Below are 19903 nucleotides of genomic sequence, written 5' to 3' on the forward strand. Positions count from 1 at the left end.
CGATTTTGAATACTGTGGAGACTAAGGGATGAAAACCCTCTGGCAACACTGCCACGTCGCAACCATGGCCCAAGGCGTCTACTCGATCATCGAGGATGCCGCCATCGTGACGTCCGGTGCGCACATCGAGTGGGTCGGCCCGCGCAGTGAGCTGCCGTCCGGCGAGTACCCGGCGGTCAATGATTTGAACGGGGCCTGGGTCACGCCCGGCCTGATCGACTGCCACACCCACACGGTGTTCGGCGGCAATCGCAGTGGCGAATTCGAGCAGCGCCTGCAAGGCGTCAGCTACGCGGAAATTGCAGCAAGCGGTGGCGGCATCGCCAGCACCGTTCGGGCTACTCGCGCGGCCAGCGAAGACGAACTGTTCGCCAGCGCCGCCAAGCGCCTGAAAAGCCTGATGCGCGACGGCGTCACCAGCGTCGAAATCAAATCCGGCTATGGCCTGGACCTGGCCAACGAACGCAAGATGCTGCGGGTAGCCCGTCGCCTCGGTGCCGAATTGCCGGTCAGCGTGCGCAGCACCTGCCTGGCGGCTCACGCCTTGCCCCCGGAGTACACCGATCGCGCCGACGATTACATCGATCACATCTGCAGCGAAATGCTCCCGGCCCTGGCCGCCGAAGGGCTGGTGGACGCGGTGGACGCCTTTTGCGAATACCTGGCGTTTTCCCCTGCTCAGGTTGAGCGCGTATTCATCACTGCCCGGGAATTGGGTCTGCCGGTGAAACTGCACGCCGAGCAGCTCTCGTCCCTGCATGGATCGAGCCTCGCGGCGCGTTACCACGCACTGTCGGCCGATCATCTGGAATTCATGACTGAAGACGACGCCATCGCCATGGCCAAGTCCGGCACGGTGGCCGTGCTGCTGCCCGGCGCCTTCTACTTCCTGCGCGAGACCCAGTTGCCGCCGATGGAGGCCTTGCGCAAACACGGGGTGAAAATCGCCATCGCCAGCGACCTCAACCCCGGCACCTCACCGGCACTGTCGTTGCGTTTGATGTTGAACATGGCCTGCACCTGTTTCCGCATGACCCCGGAGGAGGCCCTGGCTGGCGCGACGATTCATGCCGCCACAGCATTGGGCATGTCCGCTACCCACGGTTCGCTGGAGGCGGGCAAGGTCGCGGATTTCGTTGCCTGGCATATCGATCGCCCGGCCGACCTGTGCTACTGGCTGGGCGGTGACCTGGAAAAACGCGTCGTGCGTCACGGCGTGGAAACAAGTCTGTAGGAGAGCAGTTGTGGATAAGGTTCTGAACTTCAAACAAGGCCGCGTGCCGCTGCTGATCAGCATGCCCCACGCCGGTGTGCGCCTGACTCCGGCAGTCGAAGCCGGGTTGATCCCCGACGCGAAAAGCTTGCCGGACACCGACTGGCATATCCCGCAGCTATACGATTTCGCCGCCGAACTGGGTGCCAGCACCCTCGCCGCCGAATACTCGCGGTTCGTCATCGACCTGAACCGGCCGTCCGACGACAAGCCTTTGTATGTTGGCGCCACCACCGGTCTGTACCCGGCGACACTATTCGACGGCATTCCGTTGTTCCGCGAAGGGCTGGAGCCTTCCAAGGAGGAGCGTGCAACCTATCTGGAGCAGATCTGGACGCCGTACCACAGCACCCTGCAACAGGAGCTGTCGCGCCTCAAGGCTGAATTCGGCTATGCGCTGCTGTTCGATGCGCACTCGATCCGCTCGATCATCCCGCACCTGTTCGACGGCAAGCTCCCGGACTTCAACCTCGGTACCTTCAACGGCGCCAGTTGTGATCCGCAGCTGGCCTCTCAGCTGGAAGCGATCTGCGCCGGTCACCCGGACTACAGCCATGTGCTGAACGGGCGCTTCAAGGGCGGGCACATCACTCGGCATTACGGCAATCCGGCAGAAAACATTCATGCCGTGCAACTGGAGCTGGGTCAGTGCACGTATATGGAAGAGTTCGAGCCGTTCCGCTATCGGCCGGATCTGGCCGAGCCGACGCGGGTGGTGTTGAAGGAGTTGCTGCAAGGCCTGCTGGCGTGGGGCGAAAAGCATTACAACGTGTAACCCTGCAACTGATCGTTCCCACGCTCTGCGTGGGAATGCCGCCATGGACGCTCCGCGTCCACTGTGACGCAGAGCGTCACGGGATGCATTCCCACGCAGAGCGTGGGAACGATAACTCTGACTCTACATGTGCATGCTCAATGACGTAATTCGGGTTTATGATGCCCAACGGCAGAATAATAGAAGTCCCCCCAGGGATGACCTCGACCCCTTACGGAGTGCGCAATGCAGACTTTGTACCCGCAGATCAAACCCCACGCCCGGCACGATCTGGCCGTCGACGAGACCCACACGCTGTATGTCGACGAAAGCGGTTCACCGCAAGGTTTGCCGGTGGTGTTCATTCACGGCGGTCCAGGCGCCGGGTGTGATGCGGCGAGCCGGTGCTACTTCGATCCCAACCTGTACCGCATCGTCACCTTCGATCAGCGTGGTTGCGGTCGCTCCACCCCCCACGCCAGCCTGGAAAACAATACAACCTGGGATCTCGTCGCCGACCTTGAGCGAATCCGCGAGCACCTGGGCATCGACAAGTGGGTGCTATTCGGCGGTTCCTGGGGTTCGACCCTGGCGCTGGCCTACGCGCAAACCCATCCGGAGCGTGTGCACGGGCTGATCCTGCGCGGTATTTTTCTCTGCCGCCCGCAGGAAATCGAATGGTTTTATCAGGCGGGTGCCAGCCGCTTGTTCCCCGATTACTGGCAGGACTACATCGCCCCTATCCCGTTGGACGAGCGCGGCGATTTGCTCACGGCATTCCACAAACGCCTGACCGGCAACGATCAGATCGCCCAGATGCACGCGGCCAAGGCCTGGTCCACATGGGAAGGCCGGACCGCGACCCTGCGGCCGAACCCCCTGGTGGTCGATCGTTTTTCCGAGCCCCAGCGCGCGCTATCCATTGCTCGTATCGAATGCCACTACTTCACCAACCATGCGTTCCTTGAAGCCAATCAGCTGATTCGCGACATGGACAAAATCGCTCATCTGCCCGGCGTGATCATCCATGGTCGCTATGACGTGATTTGCCCGCTGGATAACGCCTGGGAGCTGCACCAGGCCTGGCCGAACAGCGAACTGCAAATCATCCGTGACGCGGGTCATGCTGCCGCTGAACCGGGGATTACCGATGCATTGGTGCGTGCTGCCGATCGGATGGCGCGGCGTTTGCTCGATCTGGCCCCCGACGAAGCATGAAGGGGCTGCTGCAGCGCGTGCGCGGCGCGCGGGTCGAGGTAGCGGGGCAGGTGGTCGGCGCGGTCGATCAGGGGTTGCTGGTGCTGGTCGCCGTCGAGCCGGACGACACGCGGGCCAGCGCCGACAAACTTCTCAATAAGCTGCTTAACTATCGTGTGTTCAGCGACGCTGAGGGCAAGATGAATCTGTCCCTGGCGGATGTGGGTGGCGGGTTGCTGCTGGTCTCGCAGTTCACCCTGGCCGCCGATACCAAGAGCGGCTTGCGCCCGAGTTTCTCGACCGCGGCCCCTCCGGCCTTGGGCGAGGAGCTTTTCGACTATCTATTAAGCAAAGCGAAACAGGTGCATGGCACTGTGGCATCAGGTAGATTCGGCGCGGATATGCAGGTGCACCTGGTCAACGACGGCCCGGTAACCTTCCTGTTACAGACCTGAAAGCGCTTGAAACATCTTTTTAAGCGCATTTCGACTGAAAACAGGCGTTTTCCCCGATAAATACTTTGTTACCCCTGATGCGTTGTAACGCGGCCTACTAGATAATCGCGCGCTACGGGGATCAGCGTTCGTTGGTCCATTTTGACTTAGGTAGAGACTTGTCCGGATCCGATTGGGGAATCATTTTGCCCCAGCGGAGTCGGAACAATGCTCGCCAACTTGGCAAGAGTGGTCTGCGGGACCGGTTTTTTCGTACCGGATACCTGCTGGCCCTTTAACTGGCCGTTGGTTTTTTGATCTGTTTTCGGCGAGGGTTGCTCGTGATTGTTAGTCCCTGTAACGCACCAAAATTGACTGCCAAACGGTTTCGTAGCGCATTGGTAGCGGGCTCGGCACTGCTGTGCCTGCTCAGCGCCGGCCAGCTTTGGGCATTCAGTCTGGATGATGTATCGGTCAAGGCAAAAGAGCTGGCCGGGCAAAAGTACGAAGCTCCGCGCAGTAACCTGCCGAACGAATTTCGCGAGATGAAATTCGCCGACTATCAGAAAATTCGTTTCCTGACTGAAAAAGCCGAATGGGCCGATCAGAAGACCCCGTTCAAGCTGTCGTTCTATCACCAGGGCATGCATTTCGATACGCCGGTGAAAATCAACGAAATCACGGCGAACACCGTCGAAGAGATCAAGTACGACCCAAGTCGTTTCGATTTCGGCGACGTCAAGTTCGACCCCAAGGCCACCGAACAACTCGGTTACGCCGGTTTCCGTGTCCTGTACCCGGTCAACAAGGCTGACAAGCAAGACGAAATCATGACCATGCTCGGCGCGAGTTACTTCCGCGTGGTCGGCAAGGGTCACGTCTACGGTTTGTCCGCGCGCGGCATGGCGATCGACACTGCATTGCCGTCCGGCGAAGAATTCCCGCGCTTTCGCGAGTTCTGGATTCAACAGCCGAAACCGGGCGACAAGCACCTGGTGATCTTCGCCCTGCTGGATTCGCCCCGGGCGACCGGTGCGTATCGCCTGACCCTGCGTCCGGGCAGCGACACCATTGTCGACGTCAAGGCGCAGATGTTCCTGCGTGACAAGGTCGGCAAACTGGGCATCGCGCCACTGACCAGCATGTTCCTGTTCGGCGCCAACCAGCCGTCGAAAGTCCTCAACTACCGTCGTGAGCTGCACGATTCCAGCGGCCTGGCGATCCATGCCGGCAATGGCGAGTGGATCTGGCGTCCTCTGAACAACCCGAAACACCTGGCGGTGAGCAACTTCTCGGTCGAGAACCCGCGCGGCTTCGGCTTGCTGCAACGTGGCCGTGACTTCAGCCACTACGAAGACCTCGACGACCGCTACGACAAGCGTCCAAGCGCCTGGATCGAGCCGAAAGGCGACTGGGGCAAGGGCACCGTCGATCTGGTCGAGATTCCGACCGCCGACGAAACCAACGACAATATCGTGGCTTTCTGGAGCCCGGAAAAAATGCCGGAGCCAGGCCAGCCGCTGGACTTCGCCTATCGCATGCACTGGACCATGGACGAAGCGGCGCTGCACGCACCGGACAGTGCCTGGGTCAGTCAGACCCTGAAATCCACCGGCGACGTGAAACAGTCCAACCTGATTCGTCAGCCGGATGGCAGCGTTGCCTATCTGGTGGACTTCGAAGGTCCGTCCCTGGCGGCACTGGCACCGGATACGGATGTGCGCAGTCAGGTCAGCGTCGGCGAGAACGCCGAGCTGGTCGAGAACAGCGTGCGCTACAATCCTGAAACCAAGGGCTGGCGCCTGACCCTGCGCATGAAGATCAAGGACCCGAGCAAGTCCACCGAGATGCGTGCGGCACTTGTGCAGAACATCGTGCCTGCCGATCTGGCCAAGACTTCGATTCCAGCCTCCACCTCTTCCGTAGCCAAGGCCGACAAGGTAGCGGCCAAGCAGGCGGAGAAAGCGGACAAGGAAGCGAAAGCCGCCGAGGCCAAACAGGCCGAAGCCAAGCCAGTTGCAGATGCCAAGGACAAGGCGAACAACAATGACGTCAAGCAGCCTGCTGCTGCCGACGCGGTCCCAGCCACACCGGAATCGGCATCGACTGAAGAAGTCCTGACCGAGACCTGGAGCTACCAGTTGCCTGCCGATGAGTAATTCTCAAGTACAGCCAGAGACTCTGTCCGAGTACCTGGCACATCTGCCGATGACCGACCAGCAGCGCGCGGAACTCGCGGGCTGCAGGTCCTTCAGTGAACTGCATGAGCGTCTGTCGTCGCAGACGTTCGACGCACCGACCGAGGCCGCCCAGGCCTCGGTTGGCACACGCCTGACCCTGAGCACCGCCGAGGAATTGCAGGACGCTGAAATGCTGGCGCTCGACGCCAGCGGTCGTGTCTGCCTGAAGGCCACTCCGCCGATTCGTCGGACCAAGGTCGTGCCGGAGCCGTGGCGTACCAATATTCTGGTGCGCGGCTGGCGGCGTATGACCGGTCGGACCAACCCGCCGAAGCCGCCAAAGGATGAGAACGTGCTGCCGGCGGCGCGCTGGCGCACGGTCGGTTCGATCCGTCGCTACATTCTGCTGGTACTGATGCTCGGCCAGACCATCGTCGCCGGCTGGTACATGAAAGGCATCATGCCGTACCAGGGCTGGTCGTTCGTCGATCTTGACGAAGTCCTGCACCAACCGCTGCTGCAAACCGCCACGCAAGTGCTGCCGTATGCCTTGCAGACCAGCATCCTGATCCTGTTCGGGATTCTGTTCTGCTGGGTTTCGGCCGGTTTCTGGACCGCGCTGATGGGCTTCCTCGAGTTGCTCACCGGTCACGATAAATACCGTATCTCCGGCAAAAGCGCCGGTAACGAGCCGATTCCGAAGGATGCGCGCACCGCTCTGGTGATGCCGATCTGTAACGAAGACGTGCCTCGGGTGTTCGCTGGTCTGCGTGCAACGTTCGAGTCGGTAGCCGCCACGGGTGACCTGGATCGCTTTGACTTCTTCGTCCTCAGCGACAGTAACGACGCCGACATCTGCGTCGCCGAACAGCAGGCCTGGCTGGACGTCTGCCGTGAAGCCAAGGGCTTCGGCAAGATCTTCTATCGCCGCCGTCGTCGTCGTGTGAAACGTAAAAGCGGCAACCTCGACGACTTCTGCCGTCGTTGGGGTGGTGACTACAAGTACATGGTCGTGCTCGACGCCGACTCGGTAATGAGCGGCGAGTGCCTGACCAGTCTGGTACGCCTGATGGAAGCCACGCCGGACGCCGGGATCATCCAGACCGCGCCACGTGCGTCGGGCATGGACACCCTGTATGCGCGCATGCAGCAATTCGCCACCCGCGTGTACGGTCCGCTGTTCACCGCCGGCCTGCACTTCTGGCAGTTGGGCGAATCCCACTACTGGGGCCACAACGCAATCATCCGCATGAAGCCGTTCATCGAGCACTGCGCCCTGGCGCCGTTGCCGGGCAAAGGCGCGTTCGCCGGTGCGATCCTGTCCCACGACTTCGTCGAAGCCGCGCTGATGCGTCGTGCCGGTTGGGGCGTGTGGATTGCCTACGACTTGCCGGGCAGCTATGAAGAATTGCCGCCGAACCTGCTGGACGAACTCAAGCGTGACCGTCGCTGGTGCCACGGCAACCTGATGAACTTCCGCCTGTTCCTGGTCAAGGGCATGCACCCGGTGCACCGTGCGGTGTTCCTGACCGGCGTGATGTCTTACCTGTCGGCGCCGCTGTGGTTCTTCTTCCTCGTGCTGTCGACGGCGCTGCTGGCGGTCAACACGCTGATGGAGCCGCAATACTTCCTCGAGCCGCGCCAGCTCTATCCGCTGTGGCCACAATGGCACCCGGACAAGGCGATCGCGCTGTTCTCGACCACGATCGTATTGTTGTTCCTGCCGAAGCTATTGAGCATCATCCTGATCTGGGCCAAGGGCGCGAAAGAGTTCGGTGGCAAGTTCAAGGTGACGCTGTCGATGCTGCTGGAGATGCTGTTCTCCATGCTGCTGGCGCCGGTGCGGATGATTTTCCACACCCGTTTCGTGCTCGCCGCGTTCCTGGGCTGGGCCGCGACCTGGAACTCGCCTCAGCGTGACGACGACTCCACGCCATGGAGCGAAGCGGTCAAGCGCCACGGTCCGCAGACCTTGCTGGGTTTCTTCTGGGCCCTGCTGGTGATCTGGCTGAACCCGAGCTTCCTGTGGTGGTTGGTTCCGATTGTCGGTTCGCTGATGCTGTCGATCCCGGTGTCGGTGATTTCCAGCCGTGTCGGCCTGGGCCTCAAGTCCCGTGACGAAAGCCTGTTCCTGATCCCTGAGGAATACAATCCGCCGCAGGCACTGCTGGCCACCGACCAGTACACCCACGAAAACCGCTGGCATGCGCTGAACGACGGCTTTGTGCGTTCGGTGGTCGATCCGCAGCAGAACGCCCTGGCGTGCTCGCTGGCAACCTCGCGTCACCGCGAGGCCGAGCCGATCGAATGGCTGCGGGTTGAGCGAGTACGGCACGCCATGAAGGTCGGGCCGGAAGGCCTGACCAACAACGAACGTGTGCAGCTGCTGAGCGACCCGGTGGCATTGGCTCGCCTGCATGAGCAGGTGTGGAGCGAAGGTCACCCCGAGTGGCTGGGTGCGTGGCGCAAGTCGGTCCAGGCCGATCCGCATGCGCCGCTGTTGCCGCTCAGGCCGCTGAGCGTGCAGCCGCAGTTGGCATAACGAAAAAAACCCGCGAAAGCGGGTTTTTTTTGATCAGTCAAAACACAACAAATCCTGCCTCAACCCTTGTGCAAATGAGCAGGTGCGTTAGCATCCGTCCCCGAATTGGTGCGCCCGGACCGCTTTGTGTCCGTATCTGTCTGTTTTCCTTGGAAAACTGTCGATTTCGCGCCGCAAACGCAATGGTTTTGGGGACTTGAAGATGAAGAAGTATCTGTCGATGCTGCTGGTCGGCGTCACGGCATTGGTTGCAGTCAGCGCGGCGCAGGCCGGTGCCATTGATGACGCGGTCAAGCGCGGCACGTTGAAAGTCGGCATGGACCCGACCTACATGCCGTTCGAAATGACCAACAAACGCGGCGAGATCATCGGTTTCGAAGTCGACATCCTCAAGGCCATGACCAAGGCCATGGGCGTCAAGCTGGAGCTGGTGTCCACCGGCTACGACGGCATCATCCCGGCCCTGCTGACCGACAAGTTCGACATGATCGGCAGCGGCATGACCCTGACTCAGGAACGCAACCTGCGCCTGAACTTCAGCGAACCGTTCATCGTGGTTGGCCAGACCCTGCTGATCCGCAAGGAGCTGGAAGGCACGATCAAGTCCTACAAAGACCTGAACACCGCTGACTACCGCATCACCTCCAAGCTCGGCACCACCGGCGAAATGGTCGCTAAAAAGCTGATCTCCAAAGCCAAGTACCACGGTTATGACAACGAGCAGGAAGCCGTGCTCGATGTAGTCAACGGCAAGGCCGACGCCTTCATCTACGACGCGCCTTACAACGTCGTGGCTGTGAACAAGGTCGGCAACGGCAAGCTGGTATTCCTCGACAAGCCGTTCACCTACGAGCCGCTGGCGTTCGGGCTGAAGAAGGGTGACTACGACAGCATCAACTTCATCAACAACTTCCTGCACCAGATCCACGAAGACGGCACCTACGACCGCATCCATGACAAGTGGTTCAAAGACACCGCTTGGCAGAAGGACATGGAGTAAGGCCCGGTCAGATAGACCGCGTCGCGCCCAATCGCCAGCAGGCTGGCTCCCACAATGAAATGCATTCCCCTGTGGGAGCCAGCCTGCTGGCGATGACGCCCTCCAAGGCAACACAAATCCCGGAACCTGTAATGAAACAGAAAAAAGCCCAATGGCCCTGGCACGTGCTGACCGTGCTGGTGCTGATCGGCCTGGCCGGCGCGTTGTATTACGCCACCTCGCTGATGTCCTACGAATGGCGCTGGAACCGCGTACCGCAGTACTTTGCCTACCACGCCGAAGAGTCCCAGCGCGCCGCCGACATCTCCACCGTCAGTGAACTGGTGCGCAAGGGCGACAAGGCTGAAGTCACTCTGCGCAACGACGCCGGCGACGAGCAACACCTGACTGTCGATGACAACAGCCTGCAAGTCGCCCAAGGCGATGACGTGGCCGAAGGCGATGTGATTGGCGTCACCCGTCACTGGGCCGCCGGGCCGCTGCTGTGGGGGCTGTGGACCACGCTGTGGCTGTCGGTGGTGTCTGGCGTGCTTGGCCTGTTGATCGGCCTGGCGACAGGCCTGTGCCGGCTGTCGAACAACCCGACCCTGCGCGACCTCTCGACCATCTACGTCGAGCTGGTGCGCGGTACGCCGCTGCTTGTACAGATCTTCATTTTCTACTTCTTCATCGGCACCGTGATGAACCTGTCCCGGGAGTTCGCCGGGATCGCCGCACTGTCGCTGTTCACCGGCGCCTACGTGGCGGAAATCATCCGCTCCGGCGTGCAGTCGATTGCCCGTGGCCAGAACGAAGCCGCGCGTTCCCTGGGCTTGAGCGCGGGGCAATCGATGCGTCATGTGGTGCTGCCGCAGGCGTTCAAACGCGTACTGCCACCCCTGGCCGGGCAGTTCATCAGCCTGGTGAAAGACACGTCGCTGGTGTCGGTGATCGCGATTACCGAACTGCTCAAAAGCGGTCGCGAAGTGATCACCACCTCGTTCTCGCCGTTCGAAATCCTGTTCTGCGTCGCCGGCCTGTACCTGTTGATCAACCTGCCGCTGTCGAAAATCGCCAGCCGGCTTGAGCGGAGGCTCGCGCAAAGTGATTGAAGTCCGCGATCTGGTAAAAGTCTACGACACCCGTGGCCAGGTGGTGCGTGCCGTGGATAACGTCTCCACCAACGTTGCCAAGGGCGAAGTGCTGGTAGTGATCGGTCCGTCCGGTTCCGGCAAGTCGACCTTCCTGCGCTGCCTCAATGGCCTTGAAGAGTTCGACTCGGGCTCGGTGAGTATCGATGGCCTGCAACTGGCTGACCCGAAGACCGACGTGAACGCTTATCGCCGCGAAGTCGGCATGGTCTTCCAGCATTTCAACTTGTTCCCGCACATGACCGTGCTGGAAAACCTCTGCCTGGCACAGAAAGTCGTGCGCAAGCGCGGCAAGAAGGAGCGTGAGGCCAAGGCCATGTTGCTGCTTGAAAAGGTCGGTATCGCGCAGAAGGCCAATGAGTTTCCGTCGCGCCTGTCCGGCGGTCAGCAACAGCGCGTGGCCATTGCCCGGGCATTGGCGATGGAACCGAAGGTCATGCTGTTCGATGAGCCGACTTCGGCGCTGGACCCGGAAATGGTCGGAGAAGTGCTGGATGTGATGAAAAACCTGGCCGTGGAAGGCATGACCATGGTCTGCGTCACCCATGAAATGGGCTTTGCGCGGGAAGTGGCGGATCGGGTGTTGTTCTTCGATCACGGGAAATTGCTGGAAGACGCTTCGCCAGCGGAGTTCTTCGATGCGCCGAAGGATCCGCGGGCTCAGGCCTTCTTGCGGCAGGTTTTGTAACTTCAGCGTCTGTCAGATTGCAATCGCGGGCAAGCCCGCTCCCACAGGTTCAGGTGTTGAACACAAATCTTGTGTGCGCCGATGAACCTTGTGGGAGCGGGCTTGCCCGCGATTGCATCACCTCGGTCCCAAGCGAACCTGGGACCTCGCATCACCTCAAACCCTGAACTTGCCCACCAGCATCTGCAAATGCGTCCCCAGCCGCGCCAGCTCGATGCTGGAGGCCGCCGTCTCTTCACTCGCAGCCGACGTCTGATCCGACACATCGCGCACGTTCAGCACGCTACGGTTGATCTCTTCGGCGACAGCGCTCTGCTGTTCTGCAGCGGCGGCAATCTGCTGGTTCATCGCCTGGATCGCCGACACCGTGCGGGTGATGTTCTCCAGTGAGCCGCCGGCGCGACGGGTCAGCTCCACGCTGCTGTCGGTCAGGGCGCGGCTGTTGTCCATGATGCTTGCCACTTGCTGCGTGCCGTTTTGCAGGCCGACGATCAGCTCTTCGATCTCTTCGGTGGACTTCTGGGTGCGTTGCGCCAGGCTGCGCACTTCATCGGCAACCACCGCGAAACCACGTCCGGCTTCACCGGCACGGGCGGCTTCAATGGCCGCGTTGAGTGCCAGCAGGTTGGTTTGCTGGGCGACGGACTTGATCACGTCGAGCACGCTGCCGATCTTGTCGCTTTCACGCTTGAGCTCGCCCATGGCCTCGGTAGAGTGACTCACTTCCAGGGCCAGGCGCTCGATCTGCGCGATGGCTTCGCCCACCACCTTGTCCCCTTCGCGGGCCTGTTGATCGGCGGCGACGGCGGCTTCGGAGGCTTCCTCGGCGTTGCGCGCGACTTCCTGCACCGTGGCGGTCATTTCATTCATGGCGGTGGCCACCTGGTCGGTTTCGACCTTCTGGTTGGTGACACCGGCGCTGGTTTGTTCGGTAACGGCGGACAGTTCCTCGGCGGCGCTGGCAATTTGTGTAACGCCGTCGCTGATGCCGCCAATCAGTTCACGCAGGCCCTGGGTCATGCTCTGGATGGCCCGTTGCAGCTGGCCTAGTTCGTCCTGGCGCTTGGAGAGCAGGTTGTGGGTCAGGTCGCCAGCGGCGATGCGCTCGGCCGCCTTGAGGGTCTGGTTCAGCGGAATCACGATCTGCCGGGTGATGGCCCAAGCGGCAAACAGGCCAAAGACCAGGGCCAGGACGGTGGCCAGCAACAGCATGTTCTTGGCGTGCGCTACGTCGGTATCGCGCACCAGCGTTTGTGAGGCGGTGAGCTTCTGGCTGACCTCGAGCAGGATTTCGCCCTGGGTGGCCATACGCTTGAATGCGTCGGCGCTGGCGGTCTGGGAATCGCGGTACTGGCTGACCGCGGCGCGGTAGGCCTTGAGCGAGTCAGTCGCTTGCTGCAGGTTACCGATGTGTTGTTCCGGCAGCTTCGACGGCAGGTTTTGCAGGTATTTCAGGGCGTTGTCGATGGCATCCAGCGCCGGCTGCTCGGCCTCGGCTTTACCGCTGTAGGTGTAACCTCGCACCTGGAAGCGCGCTTGCTGGATCAGTTTGCTGAGGTCGATCACGCTGTTGAACTGCGCCACGCTGTCGCCTTGCAGCATGGATTGTTCGACTTCAGCGACTTTGGCCACGGCATTGTCGGCGGTGGCGCCCAGTTTGCTGCGGGCGTCTTCGCGGCTGGCGCTGATCTGGTTCATGGACGCGAAGGCTTGCTTGTATTGGCTCACGGCGGCCAGTTGCTGGTCGACCATGGCCACGTCGGCGGGTTGCTCGATCATCCGGCGAGCCGCTTGCAGGCTGGTCTCGAGCTTGCTCAACCAGTCATTGACGGCACCGGGGCCTTGCTCGCCGCGGCGCATTTCGTAATCCAGGCGGGCGATGCGCAGGTCTTTGGTCATCCCGTTGATATCGGAAATGAACCCCAGCGTATCACCGCGACGGGTAACGTCGCTCAGGCCGGTCCAGCCGGTGAAGGTGATCAGCATCGTCAGCAGCAGCACAAGACCGAAGCCGACGCCCAGCTTGCGGTTTACGCTTACGTTCCCCAGTTTATCGGCTAGCGATTGGTACATGCTGCAGCTCCCTTGGACCACACATTGGTTTCATGGGAGGTGTATCGGCAGAGAAGTGGGGTTCTGTAGGTGCTGCCCGATGGGCGGATAGATGATGAACCTGTGGGAGCGAGCCGGCTCCCACAAAGGAAAGTGTCTGGGTTAGAAGAGGCGTGCCAGCAGGGCAGTAACGGCGGTTTCCACGCGCAGGATGCGCTCACCCAGCTGCACCGGTTGCAGGCCGGATTTGCCCAACAAGTCGATCTCGTACGGGATCCAGCCACCTTCCGGGCCGATGGCCAGGGTCACGGGCTCGGTCAGGGCGCGGGGGCAGGGCGGGTACTGGCCAGGATGGCCCACCAGGCCAAGGGTGCCCTCGGTAATGGCAGGCAGGCGATCCTCGACGAACGGCTTGAAGCGTTTCTCGATCACGACTTGCGGCAGCACACTGTCCCTGGCCTGTTCGAGGCCAAGGATCAGTTGCTCGCGAATGGCCTCGGGCTCCAGGAACGGGGTCTGCCAGAAGCTCTTCTCGACGCGATAGCTGTTTACCAGCACGACCCGTGGCACACCCATGGCCGCGACGGTCTGGAACACCCTGCGCAGCATTTTGGGCCGCGGCAGGGCCAGGACCAGGGTCAGCGGCAGCTTGGCGGGTGGAGGCTGGTCGAGGGTGACGCGCAGTTCCGCCTCGTTGGCGTCCAGGCGCAGGACCTCGGCCGACCCCATCAGGCCGCCGATGCGGCCGACCCGCATGCTGTCACCGACTTCACAGCGGTGGACTTCCTGCATGTGGGTCAACCGCCGGTCACGCAGCACAACCCGGTCGGCCGCAATGAAGTCGGCCTCTTCAAGGAGCAGCAGGTTCACGGTTGGGTCGCTGGCGGCTGGTCGTTGTTATCGTCGGCAGGCTGGTCGTCCGGATGCTCGCCTCGCTTGCTGATCAGGCTGCCGAACAGGATGCCGATTTCAAACAGCAGCCACATCGGTACGGCCAACAGGGTCTGCGAGAAAATGTCTGGCGGGGTCAGGATCATGCCGACCACGAAGCAGCCGATGATTACGTACGGGCGGATTTTCTTCAGGTACTTGACGTCGACCACGCCGATCCACACCAGCAGCACCACGGCCACCGGGATTTCGAACGCCACGCCGAAGGCGAAGAACAGCGTCATGACGAAATCGAGGTAGCTGGTGATGTCGGTCATCATTTCCACACCGGCCGGGGTGGCGGCGGCGAAGAACTTGAAGATCAGCGGGAACACCAGGAAATAGGCGAATGCCATGCCGGCGTAGAACAGCACGATGCTCGAGCACAGCAAGGGAACGGCGATGCGCTTCTCGTGCTTGTACAGGCCTGGCGCGATGAAGCCCCAGATCTGGTGCAGGATCACCGGGATCGCCAGGAACAGCGACACCATCATGGTCAACTTCAGTGGCGTCAGGAACGGCGACGACACATCCGTGGCAATCATCGTCGCGCCCGCTGGCAGGTAGGCCCGCAGCGGGGTCGAGACGAAGGTGTAGATCTGCTGGGTAAAGGCGAACAGCCCGGCAAAGATGATGAAGATCGCCGCTACGCAGCGCAGCAGGCGGGTACGCAACTCGGTGAGGTGCGAAACCAGCGGCATGTGCTGGTCGTTTTCAGGAAGATCGCTCATGGGGCTCGCGGCGGCAGTGTTGGGTCATGAGGGGCCGGCGCAACGGGCGCAGCCGCAGGTGTAGCGGGGGCCACCGGCGTCGCTGCGACAGGTGCAGCGGCAACCGGCGCAGGTTCAACGACAGGCGCATCAATCGTCTGCGCCGCCACAGGCTCGACAGGTGTCGGTTGCTGCTGGGTCGGCGAGAAGATCTTGCGGGCCTCCTGCTCAAGCGACAGGATGTGCTCGTTGTGCAGTTGCCGACGAATCTCGTCGGCACCGATTTCACGTTCAACTTCCTGTTTGATTGCATTGAAGCTGCGCTTGAGGCGCCCGACCCACAGGCCGGCGGTGCGCGCAGCGCCCGGCAGGCGCTCGGGGCCCAGCACCAGCAGGGCGACGAGGCCAACGAGCAGCAGTTCAGAGAAGCTGATACCAAACATTAGTCAGTGCTCACGAGTCTTTGCGGATCGGCTCTTCGACTTTCTGTGCCTGCACGTCGATGGTGTGCGGCTGGTTCACAGAAGCCTGTGGCTGAACCGGTGGCACCGGTTGAGCTGGAGTCGCTGTCGGATCGGCCGGTTTTTCGTCGTCGTTCATGGCCTTGCGAAAGCCCTTGATCGACTCGCCGACGTCGGTGCCGAGGTTTTTCAGTTTCTTGGTACCGAATACCAGTACCACGACAACCAGGATGACGACCCAGTGTTTCCAGTCAAAAATGCCCATGCTGCTGCTCCTCTCTAATAGTTATTCAGGCGGACGGGCGCGAGGCTTTCTCGGCGTGCCCGGACAGACCGAAGCGACGGTCCAGTTCATCGAGTACAGCCTGGGGATGCTGCCCCAATTGGGCGAGCATGACCATGCTGTGGAACCACAAATCGGCGGTTTCGTAGATCACATCGCTGCAGTCGCCGCTGATGGCGGCGTCCTTGGCGGCAATGATGGTCTCGACCGACTCTTCACCGACTTTTTCCAGAATCTTGTTCAAGCCCTTGTGGTACAGGCTGGCGACGTACGAGCTGTCGGCGGCGGCGCCTTTGCGCTCTTCCAGCACTTGGGCCAGACGGGTCAACGTGTCACTCATGTTTGTGTCCTGCGGAATAGATGGCGTGCGGATCTTTCAGGACCGGGTCGACAGTCGTCCAGTCGCCGTTTTCGAAAACGCGGTAGAAGCAGCTCTGGCGGCCGGTATGGCAGGCGATGTCGCCAATTTGCTCGACCATCAGGATGATCACGTCGGCGTCGCAGTCCAGGCGCATCTCATGCAGCTTCTGCACGTGGCCGGACTCTTCGCCCTTGCGCCACAGCTTGCCACGCGAGCGCGACCAGTAGATGGCGCGGTTCTCGGCAGCCGTCAGTTCCAGTGCTTCGCGGTTCATCCAGGCCATCATCAGGACGCGCCCGGTCTTGTGGTCCTGGGCAATCGCCGGCACCAGGCCGTCGGCATCCCACTTGATCTCGTCCAGCCAGTTTTTCATCTTCGACTCCGACAGCGAGCCCGACACATCATTAGTCGGGCTCAACGTTGAAACAGTGTGCCAGTGCGCAGCACAACTGGCTATCGGCGAACGACCAGATACAAGCCGACCGCCATCATGATGCCCGCCGGCCAGTAAGCCAGATCGTTCAATGGCCCGCCTGCGGCGAGGATCGCGCCACCGGCCAGATGGGCCGTACCGAGCAGGCGCAGGAACCAGTCGTCGCGTCGCCGGTGCCACGGCGGTGGCGGATCGCTGGCGTGGGGCTGGGACAGGCGTTCGAGCAGGTCACGGGTCATGTTGGCCAGGTGCGGGATCTGTTCGATCTGGCTCTGCACGTTGCCAAACAAGGCTTTGGGACTGACGCGCTCACGCATCCAGCGTTCGAGGAAGGGCTGCGCGGTGTTCCACAGGTCGAGGTCCGGGTACAGCTGACGGCCCAGGCCTTCGATGTTCAACAGGGTTTTCTGCAGCAGGACAAGCTGCGGCTGTACTTCCATGTTGAAGCGCCGGGCGGTCTGGAACAGGCGCATCAGCACCTGGCCGAAGGAAATATCTTTTAACGGTTTTTCAAAGATCGGTTCGCAGACCGTACGGATCGCCGCTTCGAATTCGTTGAGTTTGGTTTCCGCCGGCACCCAGCCCGAATCGATGTGCAGCTGTGCCACACGCCGGTAATCACGCTTGAAGAAGGCGAACAGGTTGCGCGCCAGGTAATCCTGGTCCTCGGGGGTGAGGCTGCCGACGATACCGCAGTCGATCGCAATGTACTGCGGGCTCCACGGCTGCACGGTGCTGACGAAGATGTTGCCGGGGTGCATGTCGGCATGGAAGAAGCTGTCGCGGAACACCTGGGTGAAGAAGATCTCCACGCCGCGTTCGGCGAGCATTTTCATGTCGGTGCGCTGGTCGGCCAGGGTCGCCAGGTCGGTGACCTGGATGCCGTAGATGCGCTCCATCACCAGCACTTTCGGCCGGCACCAGTCCCAATAGACTTGGGGCACGTAGAGCAGCGGCGAGCCGTCGAAGTTACGCTTCAACTGGCTGGCGTTGGCCGCTTCGCGCAGCAGGTCGAGTTCGTCGTAGATGGTTTTTTCGTAGTCCTGGACCACGTCCACCGGGTGCAACAGGCGCGCGTCGGCCGAGAGCTTTTCGGCGGCGCGGGCGAGGATGAACAGCCACGCCAGATCTTGCGCAATCACCGGCTTGAGGCCTGGCCGGATCACCTTGACCACCACTTCCTCGCCGGTTTTCAGCTGCGCGGCATGCACCTGGGCCACCGACGCCGAGGCCAGCGGTTCGACGTCGAAGCGGCTGAACACTTCACTGATTTTCTTGCCGAGCTGCTCTTCGATCAGCTTGACCGACACTTGCGAGTCGAACGGCGGCACGCGGTCCTGCAGCATCATCAGCTCATCGGCGATGTCTTCGGGCAGCAGGTCGCGGCGGGTGGACAGGATCTGCCCGAACTTGATGAAAATCGGCCCCAGGTCCTGCAACGCCAGGCGCAGTCGTGCGCCACGGCTCAGGTCCAGGGTCTTGCGCGGAAACCAGCGCCACGGCAAGGCGTAACGCAGCACCAGCAGGAACCAGGGCAACGGCAGGGCGAACAGCAGGTCATCGAGGCGGTAGCGGATCACGACGCGCTGGATGCGCAACAAACGGCGGACGGCAAGCAGCTTCATGCGTTATCGCTTGGGTCGAGGGATCGGGAAAGGCGCTCGAAACGCGCCTCGAGGCGTTCCAGATCGAGTTTGATCTGGTCCAGTTCACTGAATCGGGCTTCGGCTTCGCGCTGACCGACGAGGGTGCGCGATTCTTCGGCCAGGTATTCGCCCAGATTCTGGCCGAGGCTGGCGAACCCTTGCTGATACCAGCGGGCGCGGCTGCGCAGGTGACCGCCGACCAGTTGCGTGGCGACGGGGCCGAGCCAGCGCGAGAGTTCGTACTCCCAGTCCAGCTCGAGGTCCTGGAGGATTGCCGCCAGTTCCAGCAGCACCCCGCTGTCGCCGTCGAGCTCGACTTCAGGTGCGTGCAGCACCGCCGTCTTGTCCTTGCTCATCGCCAGCTTCAGCAGGCTGGAGGCCGGTGCACGCAAGGTGCAGTCGGCGCCGGTTTCCCAATGGGAAGCGAGCATCAGGCCTTCATCGCTGGGCAGGATGAACACTTGCAATGCCGGGCTGCGGCAATCGACGGCAATCACCTTGCCAGCCAGATGCGCCAGCCGCGGCAGCGCCGTGCTGTCGAGACGAAGCACCCGGTTCAGGCCAAGCTCAACGCTGGCGAGCACGCCGGCGAGCAGCATCAGGGCTTGATGCCACGGTGCAGGGCGACGATGCCTGCGGTCATGTTGTGATAGGTCACGCGGTCGAAACCGGCCTCGACCATCATCGACTTCAGGGTTTCCTGGTTCGGGTGCATGCGGATCGATTCGGCCAGGTAGCGGTAGCTTTCCGAGTCGTTGGTGATCAGCTTGCCCATCAACGGCATGAAGGCGAACGAGTAGGCGTCGTAGGCTTTGGACATCAGCGCGTTGGTCGGCTTGGAGAACTCCAGCACCAGCAGGCGACCACCAGGCTTGAGCACGCGCAGCATGGAGCGCAGGGCGTCTTCCTTGTGCGTGACGTTGCGCAGGCCGAAGGCGATGGTCACGCAGTCGAAATGGTTGTCCGGGAACGGCAGTTTTTCCGCATCGGCCTGGACGAATTCGACGTTGCCGGCCACACCCAGGTCCAGCAGGCGGTCACGGCCGACCTTGAGCATGGATTCGTTGATATCGGCCAGCACCACCTGGCCAGTCGGGCCAACGAGGTGCGAGAACTTGCGGGTCAGGTCGCCCGTGCCGCCAGCGATGTCAAGCACCCGGTTACCAGTGCGCACGCCCGACAATTCGATCGCGAAACGCTTCCACAGACGGTGCATGCCGCCCGACAGGAGGTCGTTCATCAGGTCGTACTTGGCGGCTACCGAGTGGAAAACCTCAGCGACTTTTTCCGCTTTCTGGCTTTCCGGAACGTTTTTGAAGCCGAAGTGAGTGGTGGGTTCGGCATCGCTGCCTTTGCGCTGATCAGTCATATCGCTGTCACCAAAAGAGAATGCGCGACATTCTAATCCCCAAGGGATGCTTTGTCTTGGCAAGGCTGCAGGTAAGATGGATCACCCTCGGGACGTTTTGCCGCAGCAGCGGTCAAGATTCAATGAACAAGCATTCATAAAGCAGGAGTCATTCAATGGCCCATTTTAGTGTTGAGCGTGCCCACGGCCTGGGTAAGGAAGCGGCCCGCGAGAAGGCCGACAAGCTGGCGCAAAAACTTTCCGATCAGTATGGCCTGGAGCCGCAGTGGTCCGGTGACACCCTGAACCTCAAGCGCTCCGGTGTGAAAGGTGCGGTGCATGTCACTGACGACTCGATCAAGGTCGATGTGGAGTTGGGCCTGATGATGTCGGCCATGAGCGGCATGATCAAGGCGGAAATCGAAAAGGCGTTGGATAAAGCCCTCGTCTGATTCCCGAGTCGAACCACATCCCCTGTAGG

20 protein-coding genes and 1 pseudogene are annotated in these 19903 nt (G+C 61.4%); 10 read left to right on the forward strand and 11 right to left on the reverse strand.

Features of this window, described 5'->3' with window-relative positions; genetic code table 11:
* The first annotated feature begins 28 nt into the window (after window positions 1–28).
* The 9 genes from hutI to OH720_RS01660 all read left to right on the forward strand — a co-directional run bounded on the left by hutI (window position 29) and on the right by OH720_RS01660 (window position 11198).
* Window positions 29–1234 carry an imidazolonepropionase gene (gene hutI / locus OH720_RS01620; RefSeq protein ID WP_272604307.1) on the forward strand — a complete coding sequence of 402 codons (1206 nt, stop codon included), beginning with the start codon at window positions 29–31 and terminating at the stop codon, window positions 1232–1234.
* Between the two features lie 10 nt (window positions 1235–1244).
* Window positions 1245–2048 (forward strand): N-formylglutamate deformylase, encoded by an 804-nt coding sequence (gene hutG / locus OH720_RS01625; protein ID WP_272604308.1) that lies wholly within the window; start codon window positions 1245–1247, stop codon window positions 2046–2048.
* 225 nt (window positions 2049–2273) lie between these two features.
* The gene (pip, locus tag OH720_RS01630; protein ID WP_272604309.1) at window positions 2274–3245 is read left to right on the forward strand and encodes a prolyl aminopeptidase; all 972 of its coding nucleotides are present in this window, start codon (window positions 2274–2276) and stop codon (window positions 3243–3245) included.
* Complete coding sequence (dtd, locus tag OH720_RS01635; protein ID WP_272604310.1) at window positions 3242–3679, forward strand: D-aminoacyl-tRNA deacylase; 438 nt, start codon at window positions 3242–3244, stop codon at window positions 3677–3679. The genes pip and dtd overlap by 4 nt, the downstream gene beginning before the upstream one ends.
* A gap of 320 nt (window positions 3680–3999) precedes the next feature.
* Window positions 4000–5817, forward strand: coding sequence for a glucan biosynthesis protein G (locus OH720_RS01640; RefSeq protein ID WP_272604311.1), 1818 nt, complete (start codon window positions 4000–4002; stop codon window positions 5815–5817).
* Window positions 5810–8380: a glucans biosynthesis glucosyltransferase MdoH gene (gene mdoH, locus OH720_RS01645; RefSeq protein ID WP_272604312.1), complete on the forward strand. Its 2571-nt coding sequence runs from the start codon at window positions 5810–5812 to the stop codon at window positions 8378–8380. Before OH720_RS01640 ends, mdoH begins: the two co-directional genes overlap by 8 nt.
* 202 nt (window positions 8381–8582) lie before the next feature.
* Window positions 8583–9380, forward strand: coding sequence for a transporter substrate-binding domain-containing protein (locus OH720_RS01650; RefSeq protein WP_060542934.1), 798 nt, complete (start codon window positions 8583–8585; stop codon window positions 9378–9380).
* A 131-nt stretch (window positions 9381–9511) separates the two neighbouring features.
* The gene (locus tag OH720_RS01655) at window positions 9512–10471 is read left to right on the forward strand and encodes an amino acid ABC transporter permease (protein WP_008058080.1); all 960 of its coding nucleotides are present in this window, start codon (window positions 9512–9514) and stop codon (window positions 10469–10471) included.
* Window positions 10464–11198, forward strand: coding sequence for an amino acid ABC transporter ATP-binding protein (locus tag OH720_RS01660; RefSeq protein WP_272604313.1), 735 nt, complete (start codon window positions 10464–10466; stop codon window positions 11196–11198). Before OH720_RS01655 ends, OH720_RS01660 begins: the two co-directional genes overlap by 8 nt.
* A 156-nt stretch (window positions 11199–11354) precedes the next feature.
* On the opposite strand, the gene OH720_RS31740 is transcribed toward OH720_RS01660, so the two are convergent.
* The 11 genes and pseudogenes from OH720_RS31740 to ubiE form a co-directional block, all read right to left on the reverse strand.
* Window positions 11355–12218: a methyl-accepting chemotaxis protein gene (locus OH720_RS31740; protein WP_442967302.1), complete on the reverse strand. Its 864-nt coding sequence runs from the start codon at window positions 12216–12218 to the stop codon at window positions 11355–11357.
* 39 nt (window positions 12219–12257) lie between these two features.
* Window positions 12258–13271 (reverse strand): annotated as a pseudogene (locus OH720_RS31745) (methyl-accepting chemotaxis protein); the annotation flags it as partial.
* A 141-nt stretch (window positions 13272–13412) separates the two neighbouring features.
* Window positions 13413–14120 carry a 16S rRNA (uracil(1498)-N(3))-methyltransferase gene (locus OH720_RS01670; RefSeq protein WP_008058090.1) on the reverse strand — a complete coding sequence of 236 codons (708 nt, stop codon included), beginning with the start codon at window positions 14118–14120 and terminating at the stop codon, window positions 13413–13415.
* Window positions 14117–14911 carry a twin-arginine translocase subunit TatC gene (gene tatC / locus OH720_RS01675; protein ID WP_008058092.1) on the reverse strand — a complete coding sequence of 265 codons (795 nt, stop codon included), beginning with the start codon at window positions 14909–14911 and terminating at the stop codon, window positions 14117–14119. Before tatC ends, OH720_RS01670 begins: the two co-directional genes overlap by 4 nt.
* Window positions 14908–15333, reverse strand: coding sequence for a Sec-independent protein translocase protein TatB (gene tatB / locus OH720_RS01680; protein ID WP_272604315.1), 426 nt, complete (start codon window positions 15331–15333; stop codon window positions 14908–14910). The genes tatC and tatB overlap by 4 nt, the downstream gene beginning before the upstream one ends.
* Before the next feature lie 10 nt (window positions 15334–15343).
* Complete coding sequence (locus OH720_RS01685; protein WP_008058096.1) at window positions 15344–15616, reverse strand: twin-arginine translocase TatA/TatE family subunit; 273 nt, start codon at window positions 15614–15616, stop codon at window positions 15344–15346.
* 25 nt (window positions 15617–15641) lie between these two features.
* The gene (locus OH720_RS01690) at window positions 15642–15974 is read right to left on the reverse strand and encodes a phosphoribosyl-ATP diphosphatase (RefSeq protein ID WP_007899279.1); all 333 of its coding nucleotides are present in this window, start codon (window positions 15972–15974) and stop codon (window positions 15642–15644) included.
* Window positions 15967–16368, reverse strand: a complete 402-nt coding sequence (gene hisI, locus OH720_RS01695; protein ID WP_272604316.1) for a phosphoribosyl-AMP cyclohydrolase — start codon at window positions 16366–16368, stop codon at window positions 15967–15969. The genes OH720_RS01690 and hisI overlap by 8 nt, the downstream gene beginning before the upstream one ends.
* Before the next feature lie 80 nt (window positions 16369–16448).
* Complete coding sequence (ubiB, locus tag OH720_RS01700; RefSeq protein ID WP_272604317.1) at window positions 16449–18053, reverse strand: ubiquinone biosynthesis regulatory protein kinase UbiB; 1605 nt, start codon at window positions 18051–18053, stop codon at window positions 16449–16451.
* Window positions 18050–18673, reverse strand: coding sequence for a ubiquinone biosynthesis accessory factor UbiJ (locus OH720_RS01705; RefSeq protein ID WP_272604318.1), 624 nt, complete (start codon window positions 18671–18673; stop codon window positions 18050–18052). Before OH720_RS01705 ends, ubiB begins: the two co-directional genes overlap by 4 nt.
* Window positions 18673–19443, reverse strand: coding sequence for a bifunctional demethylmenaquinone methyltransferase/2-methoxy-6-polyprenyl-1,4-benzoquinol methylase UbiE (ubiE, locus tag OH720_RS01710; protein WP_007989286.1), 771 nt, complete (start codon window positions 19441–19443; stop codon window positions 18673–18675). Before ubiE ends, OH720_RS01705 begins: the two co-directional genes overlap by 1 nt.
* 155 nt (window positions 19444–19598) lie before the next feature.
* On the opposite strand from ubiE, the gene OH720_RS01715 reads away from it, so the two are divergent.
* Window positions 19599–19874 (forward strand): polyhydroxyalkanoic acid system family protein, encoded by a 276-nt coding sequence (locus OH720_RS01715; RefSeq protein ID WP_008058103.1) that lies wholly within the window; start codon window positions 19599–19601, stop codon window positions 19872–19874.
* Window positions 19875–19903 lie beyond the last annotated feature (29 nt).

It is taken from the genome of Pseudomonas sp. WJP1 (assembly GCF_028471945.1).
In the GTDB taxonomy this organism is placed as follows: Bacteria; Pseudomonadota; Gammaproteobacteria; order Pseudomonadales; family Pseudomonadaceae; genus Aquipseudomonas.